Here is a 14,779-nt window from a genome sequence, read left to right on the forward strand (position 1 = left end):
TCCTTGATTTCAATGTATGAAGGCAGTTATTGAACCATATAGGTACGATAATAGCCGAGTAGGTATGACTACCATGACGACACTTTTAGCTATTTCTATCACTACTGGAATTTTATCTGGCGTATGGGGTTGGATCGCCATCTCTTTAGGTTTGCTTTCTTGGGCTGGTTTTTTAGGTTGCACGAGCTACTTTGCAGCGCCAACGAGCGGATTGAAAGGACTAGGCATCAGCTTAATCACCAATATGACAGGCGTATTCTGGGCAATGGTAATTATTCACGGTTCCACTTACGTTGGGTTGGAAATTATTGGCTATGTGATTACCGCTATTGTGGCATTCTTCATGTGTATTCAAGCTAAACAGGCTTGGCTCGCGTACATCCCTGGTACTTTTATTGGTTCATGCGCAACATTTGCGGCTGATGGAAACTGGCAACTTGTTATTCCATCGTTGTTGCTAGGTGGTGTGTTTGGCTATCTAATGAAAGCGACAGGGCTATGGTTGCATACGAAATCAACCGCTACTTCATCTTCGCTTGCTGAGCAAGCACAACAGTAGTGAACCCCCGATCTTATTGGTATCCACTGTGTATTGAGTTTTATCCCTCTCAATACCCTTAATCAAAATTAATGATGTTTGATACAAGCACACCAAATTGGTGTGCTTTTTTTGTATTACAAGACAATACGCTGAGTGCAAAATACGCCTAACTCATGTATTGCCGTTGGCCATGGTAACAACGCGTTTAAGTGTCCAGCGCAGAAGAACAGGAATACACTCCATGCCTTTCTCTTCACAATGAGAAACAATAGCCAAAGCTAAGTCCGGTTTTGCATGTTTTTTCAAAACACGATTTACGACTTTTTTAGCAGGGATAGGGTGGTCATGAGGAACTTTGATGATGTCCTTAAAGAAAAGTTCAAACCCATTGTTGTACAGAAAGTGCTCGATGTCTCGGTCGGGTAATTCCGTAAGTCGATGCCTTTCCTGATCATGGTCGAGCTGTGCTCGTACTGCATGCGCGTACTTTTTCCCTGCTGGGTCGCCATCGGTAACGACATGCCAATCAATACCAAACTCTTTTGCTACTTTGATGAGTGATTTTAGACCTGATTGAGCAAACTCAACGATTTGAACCCCTTCGGCAGCCAAGTCATACCCGCATTGACGAGCCAGTTCATGAAAAAGCCAAACTTCGGTTTCGCCTTCAACAAGTAACCAGCACCGCGCAAATAATGCTCCTGAACGATGAAAACGAATATGGAAACCAATTCGGCGCAACTCGTCTCGACCAAACTTTGTTGAGTTTAAACTCTTAGCGATGGTTCTGTCTGATAGCCGAATTAAACGTCGAATTGAATACAGTGGAACAGAACCGAGTAACGTGCCACTGTTGGTGGTTAATATCTTTTGCATTGGCAACAATTGCAATAAGGACCACGCTCTCGCTAGATGAGTTGGATGCAGTCGACCTTCTGGATCTTCAATGATCAGTATTGGTCTCGCACAGCGCCTTAAATCGGTGGGGCCTTTAGCTTGAAGATAGGCATTGAGTAACCCCATTAAGAGCAAGCGGCTTTGTTTGTCATTGGTTTCTTTCAAGAACTGACTCAAACCTTTATCAGAGGAAGGGCTTGTATAGAAAAGACCATCACGAGGTTTGCGTGGGTTACCTTTACTGACACTTCTGAACGCGAAATAGTGTTCAACAAGCGTTTGCATTGAGTCGAGGCTACTACGAATCTCACCTTTATTCACATGGCCAGGCATGGCCAATAAGCGTCGACAGGTGTTGTTGATTCGTTTTTCAATCCGAGCATTTTTACCATCGCCGTTGACATGGTTTAAATCAGGGAAGCGTCGGGAGTCACGTAGTCGGATTACAGGATGAAGTGTCATTAACTCAATAGCGAGTTTCTCTGAGTGGTGAAGTTTTTTGGGTTTGCCGTTATGATCCAAAAACGCGTACTCTGTATTAATGCCATGCTCATCGCGAGACGCACTAATACGATAGTAAATGACTTGCTCACCATCTTCGTTGGTACACCATGTAGGCTTTATGCGTCTGTAGCGTCCCGCTTTTACTTCGTTTTTATCCTGCGCTTTAAAACAAACAATGATCTGTAAGTGTTGTGTTTGTGGATGAGAAATTGAGTAGTCAACGTGAAAATCTTTCAGTTTGAATTGATACAATGAGCCATTGGCAGGTAATGCGATGGAAAGGGCATCGAGTAATGATGATTTGCCCCACGTGTTTTCACCGATAAGCGTGGTGAGTTCGTCAAAAGAGAGTGAAAGGCGTTTGATGCCTCTAAACCCGGAGATTTCGATGCGTTCTAGTCTCATCTCAATCCTCCTTGCAATTATTTGAATTATCGAGAGTTATTTTGCTACTCCTAAGCATATATGAATTCGAAATTTTTGAGTTAAGCTCAGTTCACAAAATTACGAGAGCCTCTTACTGAATAGAGACCGTTACAAGCGAGGCTTGCTTTCAAAGCCGGGGGACAGCATCGTGATCACTTAAACATGAAATCCTAAATCGCAGTTTCATAAAATTCATGATTCTGTCATGATTCACTTCTTATTATTATAAGGAATGAAAAAAGAGAAGATGAAGATGAATAACAATCATAAGCCAGTGAGAATCAAACTGGCACACATCAATGACACACATTCCTACTTTGAACCAACGTCATTACAGTTAAAGCTTAAGATAAACAATGAACTCACGCTAGAGCCTTATGTCAGTGCTGGCGGCTTTTCTCGTATCGCAACCCGAGTCGAGCAGTTAAGAGATGATGCTCAGCGCCAAGGTCACGGGATGTTGTTCCTCCACGCCGGAGATTGCTTCCAAGGCACGCTGTATTTCTCACTATTTAAAGGCAAAGCCAATGCCGACTTATTGAACGCATTAAAGATTGATGCAATGGCGTTAGGCAATCATGAATTAGATATGGGGAATGAGCCAGTTGCATTGTTTTGCCAACGTACTCAGTTCCCATTGCTTGCTGGCAACTGGGATTTATCCAATGAATCGCTTAAAAAACCTCACCGTATCAGTGATTGCAAGGATGTATATAGTTACCAACCGGATACACAGAGCGCTCAATACATTGTTAAAGAATTCCATGGCGAGCGGGTCGCGATTTTCGGATTATCCATAGATAAAATGAGCGACATCGCAAACCCTGATGCAGACACGCCTTTTCACTCAGCTATTGAAACCGCTAAGGCGACCGTAAAACAAATCCATTCATCAGGTATAAAAAATATTATTCTTCTGAGCCACTTAGGTTATGAAGGTGATTTAGAGTTAGCTGAGCAAGTCGCAGGTATTGGTATAATTGTTGGTGGACACAGCCACCGGTTGCAAGGTGATTTTTCATCAATAGGGTTAGGACAAGACGATCCCTACGGTATCAAAATTAATGATACCTATGTGGTGCAAGCGGGTTTCCATGCTTTGACAATGGGGCACTGCGTCATTGAGTTTGATGAACACGGTAAAGCAACGATGTTGAGTGGACAAAATGAACTGTTGCTTGGTCGACGTATTTTTTGGGACTCGACGCTAAACCAACAGCTCGACCAAGATGTATTCGAAACCGCGTGCGACTTCATCCATGGTCAACCGAATGTCGTGGTTTGTAAGAAACACCCGGAAACTCAAGCGATCCTGAGCGATAAATATATTCCTCAGGTCAGGCAGTTACAGTCACAAGTCATTGCTAGTGTTGACACCAAAAAGCGTCATGTGAGAATTCCCGATGAATTTGGTGAGAGTGAGTTGGCTTCCTCCGTTGCCCGATCATTTCTGCACTGTTTAAACAAACGTGGATATGACGTTCAATTTGCAATTCATAATGCGGGTGGCGTGCGAACCTCTTTGAACCCTGGCAACATCACAGTGGCAGACATTGCCGGACGGCTGTTGCCTTTTGCCGTTCCTATCGGCTTTTACGATGTAAAAGGCAGCGCTATTCGCCGTGCACTTGAAGGCGCGATAAATAATGCACTCAACAATGGCGTAGAAGGCACTGGATCTGGCAGTTATCCGTACACTTACAATTTAAACTTCGAGTACCACGCAGATGCCCCAAAAGGTGAAAGAGTTCAATCATTAGTGATTTTTGATGGTAAACAATGGGTAGGTGTTCAAGATGATGTTTGGTATCGAGGGACTTCTTCTGCCTATACGATGAAAGGGAAAGAGGGGTACGACGCATTGCAGGAGATGAAAGGAGAAGGGCGTGTGACCAGTTTGTCCATGGCTGATTGTTTTATTGAACTCCTGACCGATGAGCCAAACTGTTTGAATCAAAGTCACAAACTTTACACAAAGCGACGTCGATAATAGATACTGGTATTGATTTTGCTGCTCTCCACTTACTACATGGGTTGATGAGGGTGGCAGTATGTGGAATAAAGATTGGGCAGATACGGCAGTCGTGGTTGCCTGGATCGCAATTTGGTCAACACTGGTCTACTTTGTGCCTCTAAGCGGCTTTTGAATTGCTAAGAATGTGGATGTTACAAAAGGGAGCAGTAATGCTCCTTTTTTGTATCTATCTTCCCCGTTAGGGCTCTAACCAATGAAGAGTTTGTCTTGAGCCATTTGCTGCTTTTTGTCTGTTTACTAAAGTTCAGGTGGTTGAATCCATTTCTTTCTTTTTATAGTGCTTCCTGATTTTTGATAAGAATTTTATTTCGATAAGACAAGGCTTTTTTGTTGGAAAGCCTGACGCTCGGCGTTATTATGTCGGCGTTTGGGGAGTAGTTAGCGCAAGTTTACTTATCGTCATCTCGTTAAGCATCAGCTTATCCGGTAAGTAAAGGTGTTACGTGGTTCATTCACGTCAACACTTCAACGAGACCAACGCATTCATTGACTAGCAGCACATAATCGTTATGTGGCTGTTGGTTGTTATTGTCTGCGGAAGGTCACCAAACGAAGTCCTTCCGCCATGGGAGGAAATATGTCTCTTATCGAAAATACCACCCAATTGAGCCAATCGGTGCCTCTTCAAGAATCATTAGCGATGTATGGTGCTTTTGGTTTATTTACCCTTGTTCTTGTTACGCTTGATATCTATCAAACACGTGGTGGCGTTATCACGATGAAAAAAGCCATCGTTTGGAGTGTTTTTTGGTTCTTGCTTGCCTTTGTTTTTGCAGGTTCTATTTATTTATTCTGGGACTTTTACGCGCCACATAGCGCTTATACGAACGACAAAGCAACGATTTCATTCTTAACTGGTTACTTACTAGAGAAGTCGCTAAGCGTGGATAACTTGTTTGTGTTTGCCATCATCTTTGCACAATACAGTGTGCCGGAGCACTTGCGTCCGAGAGCATTGCTTTGGGGGGTGATAGGTGCGCTAGTTTTACGCGCTGTCATGATTGCGGTTGGTGCTCAGTTACTTTCACAGTATCACTGGGTATTGTACTTATTTGCTGCTTTTCTTATTTGGACGGGTGTTAAGCTAGCTCGCGACAAAGGCGAAGCAGAAGAGGTTAATCCATATCCGGAGCAGTTGATTCGAAAGGTATTGCCAGTTACAGATGACTACCAAGGAAATCGCTTAATCTTAAAGCAAGCTGGTAAGTGGGTGGCAACACCGATGCTGATCGTTGTTGGTGTCATTGCAGTAATGGACGTTATGTTTGCGTTGGATTCTATACCAGCTATATTCGCGGTAACGCGAGAGCCATTTTTAGTCTTAGCCGCGAACGTATTTGCATTACTGGGTTTGCGATCGCTGTACTTTGTTCTTCAAGCAATGTTAGACAAGTTTGTATACTTAAAACCAGCATTATCAGTAATCATGATGTTTATCGGGGTAAAAATGCTATTGGTTGGAACAGAATATGAGATTCCGACAGCATGGTCTCTCACATTTTTAGTTGTTGTGATGACATCGGCAGTGGTGGCATCACTCCTAAAAAATAAAGCGAAGCGTCAAACTAGCGTTAATATTACTAATCAAAAAATATAAAGTAAGCACTAAAATCAAAAGAAATAACGAAAAATATTGTTAAATATATGTTGTTTCTTAAGGGGCAATTATGCAGGTAATGTTCAGTTATTCAATGTAATTACAGCAATTGTGATTATTTATGCCGTTATTATTCATTTGTATTTTTGAGTTTTGTAATGAGTTTGTTTTATTAGAAATTCTAATTTGAATGGGTAAAATTTGTCATTTCTTAAACAATAAGAAACTGACTAATATACAACCAACTAAACAGACTACTGCTTTTAAAGAGAGGCAATCATGGCACAAGCAATGCAAATGACAAATGTAGCTTTACCAACCTCTATGGATAAGAAAACCTACGCGGTTAACTTCAAAGGACTGATTGCTCACTTACTGGACATTCTATTTGTAGATAACACTGCGCCACGCAGTTACTACGCAGAAGACTTGTCAGCACATATTCAAAAAGACATCGGTATGTACCGTTGATATTGAAATAGTGTAAGAAATACCGGCCTATGAGCCGGTATTTTTTTTATTTGTAAAACATGCCTACTCAACCTACGCCCTAGAAAAGAAACACTCTAGAGGAGGTAGACATGATAGTAGATTAAGTGTTGTATAGAAAAACGGGGCACCATTGGTGCCCCGTTTTGACATGACTGAAGTGCGATATTACTTCTTGCGGCAGTATTCTGCGATCACGTACATCGACTGACCACCATTTGCCTTACCCGAAACTAGCTTTGGATCATCGCCAAGGCTAATACCACGAATCACGGTACCTTGTTTGATTACTTGGTTAGTGCCTTTTACTGGTAGGTCTTTAATTACTGTTACATCGTCACCTTTCTTAAGTTCAGTGCCGTTACAGTCAACCGTTTTATCGTCAGCAGACATCCCTTTCATTGCCCAGTTCATTTGCTCTTCTTCCATGTACATCATGTCAAGAGCATCTTGAGCCCAGCTTTCTGTGTTTAGGCGAGTGAGTTGGCGCCATGCAGTCACTTGTACAGCAGGAACCTGGCTCCACATACTTTCGTTTAGACAACGCCAGTGGTTAATGTCTTTTGGCTCATCGATCTCACCCAGACACTTATCACAAACCATGATGGCAGTATCAACCGTCACATTACCGTGAGGTGGGACAGCGTATGCAGTTAGTTGAGATTCAGAAGAACACAGTTCACATTTTGACTCGCAGCGCGCAAGCAGAGTAGCTTCAATAGACATAAGGACTCACCTTAGTAATGTTATTTTGTGGCGGTATTATCCACTTTATCCTGAGAAATAAAAGGGTGTTAGCGAATTAAAGATTAGATTTTACAATACTCCAACCTGATTAAGGTGAAGATGTAAAATATTCGCTAAATAAATAATACGGAAGTATAAAAGACACTATTAATTGTTTTGGTTTATGAATTGGTTGTGTCAATTTCTACAACGATTACAAACCTAAAAGAGGTAAATGTAGAGAGAGGGTGGCTAGAACATAGCCCTCTAATTTACAGAGGGCCTGTCGTTAACGTTCGACAATCTGGACAATTTGCTCTTTTGAAATACTCATTTCTTTACCATCCATGTCTTCATACTCGTACATACCCGTTTCCTCGTTCAGGTCTGGTTTACCGTAAGAGGTAATAATTTTCCCTTCATTTGTCGACATCAGATATTGGCTACTTCCGCATGCAGCAAGAAGTAATACAGTGGCAATAACAGTCAATACGCGCATAGAGTTTTCCTTTTAAACAAGTGAGTTAGGCAAAGACATCGTTTTAACTATAGCAGAGGAAATATGAGTGGGTTTGAATACAATTGAAATGAAAAAGCCCAGTAGAAACTGGGCTTTGGTAGGAAGGGCGTTGCGATTACTTCAAAACAGAAGTGTTAGTGACACCTGTTAGTGCGTCATCCATTAAGAAGTCAGTGTTTTCCATCTGCATCTCTACATGATGATCAATATCAGACAAAGTGCCATTTGGCGAAGCAAAAGTACTGTGCGATGCAGTAGCATTAAACTGTACAAAGCTCGCAGTTGCATTCACAGTAGTGTCCGTACTGTTCACAGTCTTCAACCCTAGCTTATTAGCAAGCGGTTCAGTACCCGCGAATGGTGCATTTGGAACGCTGTTTGGTACTGTGCTATCGCCATCCACTTCTGTCATAAAGAATGGTGTCGTTAGCGAACCAGATGCCACTAAATCTGAAGCGTTTGTGAACGGATCGACAGTGTCTAGTGTAGTCTGTGCTGCATAGATAAATTGTGAGAAACCTGCTTCTAGCGCTGCTACTTGAGCTGCCGTTGCCGCAGCCTCAAATGCTTCGTAACATGTTTTATCTTCTAGATCCGCACATGATGCATCAGCGTAATTCGCATAGTCTTTTGATGCTGCATAAGCGAGGTTATGTTTGATCTGAGGGCCGTAATTGTCTGAACCCAGTAACAAATTACCAATTTGTCCACCAGAGTTCTGTACTGATGCAGAACTAAAGGTGTACAGCGCATCCGCAGTAGAGCTGCCCAATGTATTGTTTGCTGCTGCGACGGCAGATGTAGCGACAATACCGCCAAGTGAATGACCTAGCATTTTGACTTTTGAACCCGTCATTGGGTTGAAGCCTTGCAGAGGACCTCCAGCTAAAAGACCGCCTTGAGCAGATACTACCAAGCTAGCGCGCAAACCTAACACATCCAGAACACTTTGACGTAGGTTGTCACGCGCAACGGCTAAGTTGGAAAGATTTAGATAAGCCAGTACATTCGCATTTGCGGAACGTTGTTCATCTAAGCTGCGCGTACCATGAATAGGTAAGTCAATAGCGATAACTGCCACACCTGCTTTTACCATATTGAACGCGAACGCGTACGCATTCTCTTTCGCAGAGGTGATGCCGTGTTGATAAATCACAACGTCTGTCGCGACGCCAGATTTAGGTGTGAAGACCAGTACTTCGACATCTTCAACCGATTTCACTACGGGAACAGGCGAGTAGCGAGTAATAATACGCTCACTATCAAGCTGGGTACCATCGGTAAGAGTAAGCTTAGCTCCAACAAGTTTTAGCTGCTCTGTAGGATCTGTAGCAAGCTTTGTCACATCAACAGGATCATTTGCAAAAACGCCTGTTGATAGCTGCTGAACCATGTTTGCTTGCTCGTTCGGATCCGCTAATGCTGCGCTTAGCTTCGCTAGGCTTGGCATCGCAGATACCATTGGTTGCATGTTCCAGCTTGCGCCTTTTTCCAAGTAATGAGGCAGTCTTACCACACCTTGTGTCACGCTTACATCGGCACCTGATTGCATGTAAAGGCCTTTAATTGCCGTTTTAGCTGCGTCTAGATCGCTAATGTATTTACTAAAGTCATCGTCTGAGTCTAGCGCAGTGCTAAAGTCTTGGGTTTCACCGAGCGTTATTGTGTAGGCCGTTGATAAGTCTACTGAACCTTCGTTTGAGTCATTTTTGTAAACGGTATTTAGTGTGTTTGCGCCAGTAGAAAAACCAGTAGCGGTTACTCCTTTGACTGCCGCTAACGTATCACCTACTGACTGGGTGCTGAACCATGAAGAATAAACGATGTCTGCAGGGTTTACTTTGGCAATACCAAAAATTCCTTCAACCGCCTGAGTGACTGCTTGAACAGAAGCAAGGTCGCCAGTTTCATAAACGATCTCTTTCGATTTACCAGTTGCATAGCTTGCAGATGTACCAATTGGCTCACCATTTACGTCAGTAACATCTTGTGTGACCGCAAAAATGTACTCGCTTGACTCATCAAGTGCAGCCAAGAACTGGATGTATAGAGAGTTACCTTTTGCTTGAACTACGTAGTCTTGGTTCTGAACAAGCTCTTCTTCGATTGGGTTAGATTTGCGGTCCCACTCGGTTAAGCGTTGATTAATCTTGATGACTTTAACACCAGACGACAGCATGCCCGTTGCAAAACCGTCGCCGTTGAAGTTAAGAACGATTGGCATAGACGTTGACCATCCATCCATCGTGTTCATTGAGGCTCTAGGGTTGGTTAAAGCATCATCGCCATCAGTTGGCAGACCAAGCGTACCATCGCTTGTGTCCATTAATAAGTAAGATGGTGCCGGTACATCTGCGTTCGCTCCTTGAAGCGTAAAACTGATGGATGTTTCGCGATCAAGCAATGCTTGGACTTCATCTTCAAATTGAACTTTGTCGGAAGTACCAGAGCTGGAAGTATCATCACCACAACCAGCAAGAAGGATTGCAGAACAAAGCATTGATAATTTAAACGTGTGTTTCATTGGTTTACTCCGTAATCCCATTATTTGAAGGTGTAGTTCATCTGTACCGCGCTGATGTAAGCAGTACCTTCTGAGTCAAACTTAATCTCTTCACCCAGAGCATTTGTCTCAGTGAAAGAGCCTGATTTACTCTTAACAAGTGCAAAGCCTGCATCGAAAGTTAAATTCTCACTTATTGCGTAAGTTAGGCCCGCGCTGTACCAAAAACGGTCACTGTCAGGAATACTCAATGTCGCTTCACCTGCTTGTTCGTCGTACGCAAAGCCTGCACGGAATGTCCAGTCTGTATTAAGTATGTAAGTTGCACCAATGGAGTAGCGATTGTTGTCTTCATATTTCTCAGGTTTAAAGAAACATACTCCGTCATTACATTCGTTACTGGTCGCTTTTAGTTCTTTAAATGTGCTCCAGTCGGTTTGTTGCCAGCCGTAATGTACAGCCCATTGTTCATTCAGTTGATGGAAAGCCGATAATTCGATAATTGAAGGGAGAGAGATTTTTAAACGGCCATCAACTTTTGGTGATGAAGCTCGACCAGAGTCGTAACTACTAAACTCACCGTCATCAAAATCTAGATCAACCTTAGAGCGGTAGCCAAAGCCAAAACGGTTGTTTTCATTTAGCTCAAATAAAGCGCCGACATTCCAACCCCAAGCGAAAGTTTCACCTTCCATGCCGACAAGGTTATCGGACTTATTACCACCTAAAATACCGGCGAGTGCGCCTTTGTGGCGAGTCAGCTCTGCTTCAGCGTATACTAGGTTGATACCACCACCGACACTGAAAGACTCGTTGATACGGTAAGCGACATTAGGGTTGATGTTTACTGAAAGTAGGGAAGTGTCACCCGCCATATCACCTGCGGAAATATCATTTGGATAGTCAGTGGCAACACCGTATGTTGTGAACATACCGATGCCCCAAGCCCAGTTATCATTGATAGGGCTGATGTAATAACCTGCTGGCACGATCTGTAAAGGGGCGACATCTTTCGCGTGTTCATTGTTTACAGTGTCGTACACATCGACTTCAGGGTCGATGATAGATAACGCGCCCGAAAATTGAGCTTCTTTGAAAAGTGTCATTGCTGCAGGGTTACGAGCAAGGACGCTGGCATTATCTGCGACAGCCCCTTCACCTGAAAATGCTCGACCAAGACCAGATGCCGAATGTTCAGCTACCTGGAAGCCCGCTGAGTGGGCATTACACGCAAACAATATTGAAATTGTAAGCAGAGAGCAGTGCTTCTTGTTCATCCTTGACCCTCCTAGGGTGTCATAATGCTGGACCGAAGTCCTTGTAATTGTTGTGTGGTACTTACACCAATTGTTAATACGCGAAATACAACGGTGATGTAAATGTAATGTTAATTGTATGTTTAATAACTTGTCAAAGTTTGAGCGTATTTTGCGTTTTAAATATGATGCATAGGTCAAACGATGGCTTGTAAGGGCATGTATTATCGTTATATTTTTGAAGAGAATGGTACGACCAGAATTGTTTTGCGAGCTTTATAGATAAATAACGATCAAATCAAGAGATAGCTCGCTTTGCTGTTTCTTCACTTCACAGGCATAATTCGCGCTCGCTATGTAGTTATTCAATAGACGCAATAGGAACCGCATTGGAATTACTGAATGTTGAATTTTTAGGTCGTTCGCTAAGGCTCGAAGGATCGATGGCTGGGTGGCAGCAGTTATATTGGGATAATACGTTGGTGTCTCAAATCGATGCCAGTGACAATACCGCAGAGACTTGTCTACACCAGTTTAGGCTCTCTGCGGGTGAGGAAATCCTGAACTGTCATTTAGAGTGTTCTTTAATATGGCAACCGTTTGAATTGAGTTACAAGGTCACAATTAACGGTGAGCTCATCAATGAAGGTTGTCGAAATGAAAAAGACATCGAGCGCCAAGTGCCAGAAGTTACGCCACCATCCGAAAAGCGTTTAAGTGTAATAGGCCTCGTATCTCTTGGGATGAAAGCACTTAAAAGTGCGAAAGTTATTAAAGTGGCGTTAGCGTCTACAAGTCTCGCTGCATATTCTTGGCTATTTTCCATCGAGTTCGCGCTAGCGTTGATCGCTTGTTTGGTTTTTCATGAATATGGTCACATTAGAGCGATGAAGTATTTTGGAATGAAGACCAAAGGAATCTATTTGATTCCATTCCTAGGTGGTTTGGCGCTAAGTGACGAAAAGATAAACACGCGCTGGCAGGATGTGGTTATCTCAATCATGGGACCATTTTTCGGTTTAGTACTTAGTATTGTTTTTACTTTGCTTTATTGGATGACTGGTGAGGTGATCTTCGCTGGGCTTGCCGTGTTTAACGCCTTGCTAAACCTATTTAATCTGCTGCCTATTTTACCATTAGATGGTGGCCATGTGCTCAAAAGTATTACCTTCTCAATGAATACTTGGGTCGGGTTAGTTGGCAGTATTGCGACCGCTTTATTAGGCATTTTTATCAGTTACTATTTCGGTCTGACGTTGCTAGGGTTTTTATTGTTAATGGGAATGTTGGAAGTGGTGATGGAATGGAGAGCTCGACATCAAAGCCATTTATTGCCATTAACCCGTTATGGGCAGCTATTCTCACTGGCTTGGTACTTGGTCTCTGTCGGAGGTTTTGTTTCTATCATCTGGTATTTTGCCACTCTCGGAGATAGTTTGTTAAGTTTGCCGCTACAGATATTGGGCACTTGATTAGAATCATTAAAAGCTCCCTAGGGAGCTTTTTTATTTGGCAAGCTTAAGTAGTAGACGATAGTAGCAATGAATTAGCCACACCTTGGTGCTTTCGCGTTATACGCAGGCAGCTTATTTATGGTTGCTTGTAAATCTTTAATGCGCGTACTGTGCGATGGGTGGGTTGAGAAGAATTCAGGTGGTTGAGAACCACCTGATGCAGCACTCATATTTTTCCATAAATCGACACTTTGACGTGGGTCGAAACCTGCTTTTGCCATGAATTCCAGCCCGACAATATCAGCCTCAGATTCCTGAGTACGACCGTATGGCAAAATAACACCGTATTGGACACCGACACCAAGTGCCGCCATCGTCATTTGTTGATACTGTTTGTACTCGGAAGCGCCAATGGCAACGTTTGCTAGAGACAACCCGGCATTTGCTAACTGACTTTGTGAGAGACGTTCATTACTGTGGTCAGCGAGGACGTGAGCGACTTCGTGACCAATGACTGTTGCCAACTGATCTTGGTTTTTCGCGACATCTAAAAGCCCGGTATACACGCCGATCTTCCCACCTGGTAGAGCAAACGCATTGACTTGTTCACTATCAAAAACAACGACTTCCCAGTCTTTAAATCCAGATTGAGCGGGAATGGTGTCAGTGATGTGTTTGGCAACGCATTGAACGTAGGCATTCGTTTTGCGGTCTTTGCTGATTGGGATATCTTTCTTCATTTGTTCGAAAGATTTAGCGCCAAGCGATGACATTTCCTGATCTGAAAACATCAGGATCTGGTTGCGACCCGTCGGTGATGCGCTACACGCTGTTAAACCCGCGATAGTTAAAAGAGCAGAGGCTTTCATCCATACCTTCATAATAGGCTCCATTTAATTTTTTGTTTTGAAGCAATAGTATATACCCAAATAGTAACATGATGCATGGATCAAGTTATTCATCTGATTGATAAAGAAGGTGAGATGTTACGTCTTGAAGTTATGCCCAGGTAGCGTCTATGCTAGCTTCCCAGTACATCGTTACAACCTAACAAACCAGTTTGTGAAACTAAGAGTAAAACAATGAGTATATGGAAAAAGCCCGTAAGCATAGAGATTCTGAATGCCACGTCAAAAAATACCCTGATCGAGCACCTACAAATTAAATATACAGATTTCACTGACGACTCCCTGACAGCAACCATGCCCGTATGCAGCTTTACTCATCAACCTTTAGGAATGCTTCACGGTGGTGCATCAGTCGTGCTCGCAGAAACATTAGGCTCATTGGCTGCAAACTTCTCTGTCGATGAGGGCAGCTACTGCGTCGGTTTAGATATTAACGCGAACCATGTGCGAGCCATGCGAAGTGGTCATGTGATTGGTACGGCAAAACCGCTTCATCTGGGTATTTCAACGCAAGTGTGGCAAATCGATATCACTGATGAGCGAGGCCGTTTAGTGTGTACCAGTCGCTTGACCATCGCTGTGAAACAACACAAAACAAAGTCGGTATAAACTAAGATGGTGATTGAGTTTTCATTAGGAAAAATCATTGCAACCCAGCGTGAAATAGTGATTAAGCTCTCCGGTAGTGCAATGGTAACCTTGCAAGCGCAAACCGATGCAATTCAGTTGCTGGGTAGAGGAGCGAACGTTGTTTTATCTCATGGAGCAGAGTGCAAATGGTCTATCAAGCTCGACAACGAGGTACAACTGGCTGAACTTTCGCGAGAAATTGGTATCGATATTCAATAATTTATAGTGTGATGTTTGCACTTTTTGGTAAAAATGAGGAAACTTAGCTTATCGACAACAAGATAAGAATTTCC

The 14,779-nt window shown here is 43.0% G+C and carries 13 protein-coding genes; 7 read left to right on the forward strand and 6 right to left on the reverse strand.

All coding sequences use genetic code 11. The annotated features are described in order from the left end of the window. Nucleotides 1–73 precede the first annotated feature (73 nt). A complete protein-coding gene (locus KJB35_RS19545) occupies nt 74–559 on the forward strand; it encodes a DUF1097 domain-containing protein (protein ID WP_171344619.1) in 486 nt (161 codons plus the stop codon). Nucleotides 560–712: 153 nt separating this feature from the next. Here the strand turns inward: KJB35_RS19545 and KJB35_RS19550 are convergent, their stop codons facing one another. Then, complete coding sequence (locus KJB35_RS19550) at nt 713–2,347, reverse strand: ATP-dependent endonuclease (protein ID WP_047103581.1); 1,635 nt, start codon at nt 2,345–2,347, stop codon at nt 713–715. A 268-nt stretch (nt 2,348–2,615) separates the two neighbouring features. Between KJB35_RS19550 and KJB35_RS19555 the strand changes: the two genes are divergently transcribed. The 3 genes from KJB35_RS19555 to KJB35_RS19565 all read left to right on the forward strand — a co-directional run bounded on the left by KJB35_RS19555 (nt 2,616) and on the right by KJB35_RS19565 (nt 6,471). After that, complete coding sequence (locus KJB35_RS19555) at nt 2,616–4,358, forward strand: bifunctional UDP-sugar hydrolase/5'-nucleotidase (RefSeq protein WP_171342931.1); 1,743 nt, start codon at nt 2,616–2,618, stop codon at nt 4,356–4,358. 622 nt (nt 4,359–4,980) lie between these two features. Then, nucleotides 4,981–6,000, forward strand: a complete 1,020-nt coding sequence (locus KJB35_RS19560) for a TerC/Alx family metal homeostasis membrane protein (protein WP_062730983.1) — start codon at nt 4,981–4,983, stop codon at nt 5,998–6,000. Between the two features lie 279 nt (nt 6,001–6,279). Continuing rightward, nucleotides 6,280–6,471 (forward strand): hypothetical protein, encoded by a 192-nt coding sequence (locus KJB35_RS19565; RefSeq protein WP_005376351.1) that lies wholly within the window; start codon nt 6,280–6,282, stop codon nt 6,469–6,471. 186 nt (nt 6,472–6,657) lie between these two features. On the opposite strand, the gene KJB35_RS19570 is transcribed toward KJB35_RS19565, so the two are convergent. From KJB35_RS19570 to KJB35_RS19585, 4 genes are all read right to left on the reverse strand, one after another. Then, nucleotides 6,658–7,215 (reverse strand): PhnA domain-containing protein, encoded by a 558-nt coding sequence (locus KJB35_RS19570; protein WP_005376350.1) that lies wholly within the window; start codon nt 7,213–7,215, stop codon nt 6,658–6,660. Nucleotides 7,216–7,504: 289 nt separating this feature from the next. Further along, nucleotides 7,505–7,714, reverse strand: coding sequence for a YgdI/YgdR family lipoprotein (locus KJB35_RS19575; RefSeq protein ID WP_005376349.1), 210 nt, complete (start codon nt 7,712–7,714; stop codon nt 7,505–7,507). Nucleotides 7,715–7,850: 136 nt separating this feature from the next. After that, nucleotides 7,851–10,259 (reverse strand): VolA/Pla-1 family phospholipase, encoded by a 2,409-nt coding sequence (locus tag KJB35_RS19580; RefSeq protein WP_213907678.1) that lies wholly within the window; start codon nt 10,257–10,259, stop codon nt 7,851–7,853. 20 nt (nt 10,260–10,279) lie between these two features. After that, nucleotides 10,280–11,515 carry an outer membrane protein transport protein gene (locus KJB35_RS19585; protein ID WP_213907677.1) on the reverse strand — a complete coding sequence of 412 codons (1,236 nt, stop codon included), beginning with the start codon at nt 11,513–11,515 and terminating at the stop codon, nt 10,280–10,282. A 422-nt stretch (nt 11,516–11,937) separates the two neighbouring features. Between KJB35_RS19585 and KJB35_RS19590 the strand changes: the two genes are divergently transcribed. Beyond that, nucleotides 11,938–12,966 carry a site-2 protease family protein gene (locus KJB35_RS19590; protein ID WP_238843173.1) on the forward strand — a complete coding sequence of 343 codons (1,029 nt, stop codon included), beginning with the start codon at nt 11,938–11,940 and terminating at the stop codon, nt 12,964–12,966. 74 nt (nt 12,967–13,040) lie between these two features. Here KJB35_RS19590 and KJB35_RS19595 read toward each other — a convergent pair whose 3' ends face one another. Continuing rightward, entirely contained in the window at nt 13,041–13,829 is a 789-nt protein-coding gene (locus tag KJB35_RS19595) for a M48 family metallopeptidase (protein WP_017634168.1), read from the reverse strand. 201 nt (nt 13,830–14,030) lie between these two features. On the opposite strand from KJB35_RS19595, the gene KJB35_RS19600 reads away from it, so the two are divergent. Both KJB35_RS19600 and KJB35_RS19605 read left to right on the forward strand, forming a co-directional pair. Continuing rightward, nucleotides 14,031–14,465 (forward strand): hotdog fold thioesterase, encoded by a 435-nt coding sequence (locus KJB35_RS19600; protein WP_005376340.1) that lies wholly within the window; start codon nt 14,031–14,033, stop codon nt 14,463–14,465. A 6-nt stretch (nt 14,466–14,471) separates the two neighbouring features. After that, entirely contained in the window at nt 14,472–14,705 is a 234-nt protein-coding gene (locus KJB35_RS19605) for a DUF3389 domain-containing protein (protein ID WP_005386281.1), read from the forward strand. Nucleotides 14,706–14,779 lie beyond the last annotated feature (74 nt).

This window comes from Vibrio sp. D431a (assembly GCF_030248655.1).
Lineage (GTDB): Bacteria > Pseudomonadota > Gammaproteobacteria > Enterobacterales > Vibrionaceae > Vibrio > Vibrio alginolyticus.

Excerpts from the sequence above, each read along its gene's own strand:
- KJB35_RS19545 (WP_171344619.1), top strand. The coding sequence starts at position 74 with ATGACGACACTTTTAGCTATTTCTATCACTACTGGAATTTTATCTGGC.
- KJB35_RS19550 (WP_047103581.1), bottom strand. The coding sequence starts at position 2,347 with ATGAGACTAGAACGCATCGAAATCTCCGGGTTTAGAGGCATCAAACGC.
- KJB35_RS19555 (WP_171342931.1), top strand. The coding sequence starts at position 2,616 with ATGAAGATGAATAACAATCATAAGCCAGTGAGAATCAAACTGGCACAC.
- KJB35_RS19560 (WP_062730983.1), top strand. The coding sequence starts at position 4,981 with ATGTCTCTTATCGAAAATACCACCCAATTGAGCCAATCGGTGCCTCTT.
- KJB35_RS19565 (WP_005376351.1), top strand. The coding sequence starts at position 6,280 with ATGGCACAAGCAATGCAAATGACAAATGTAGCTTTACCAACCTCTATG.
- KJB35_RS19570 (WP_005376350.1), bottom strand. The coding sequence starts at position 7,215 with ATGTCTATTGAAGCTACTCTGCTTGCGCGCTGCGAGTCAAAATGTGAA.
- KJB35_RS19575 (WP_005376349.1), bottom strand. The coding sequence starts at position 7,714 with ATGCGCGTATTGACTGTTATTGCCACTGTATTACTTCTTGCTGCATGC.
- KJB35_RS19580 (WP_213907678.1), bottom strand. The coding sequence starts at position 10,259 with ATGAAACACACGTTTAAATTATCAATGCTTTGTTCTGCAATCCTTCTT.
- KJB35_RS19585 (WP_213907677.1), bottom strand. The coding sequence starts at position 11,515 with ATGAACAAGAAGCACTGCTCTCTGCTTACAATTTCAATATTGTTTGCG.
- KJB35_RS19590 (WP_238843173.1), top strand. The coding sequence starts at position 11,938 with ATGGCTGGGTGGCAGCAGTTATATTGGGATAATACGTTGGTGTCTCAA.
- KJB35_RS19595 (WP_017634168.1), bottom strand. The coding sequence starts at position 13,829 with ATGAAGGTATGGATGAAAGCCTCTGCTCTTTTAACTATCGCGGGTTTA.
- KJB35_RS19600 (WP_005376340.1), top strand. The coding sequence starts at position 14,031 with ATGAGTATATGGAAAAAGCCCGTAAGCATAGAGATTCTGAATGCCACG.
- KJB35_RS19605 (WP_005386281.1), top strand. The coding sequence starts at position 14,472 with ATGGTGATTGAGTTTTCATTAGGAAAAATCATTGCAACCCAGCGTGAA.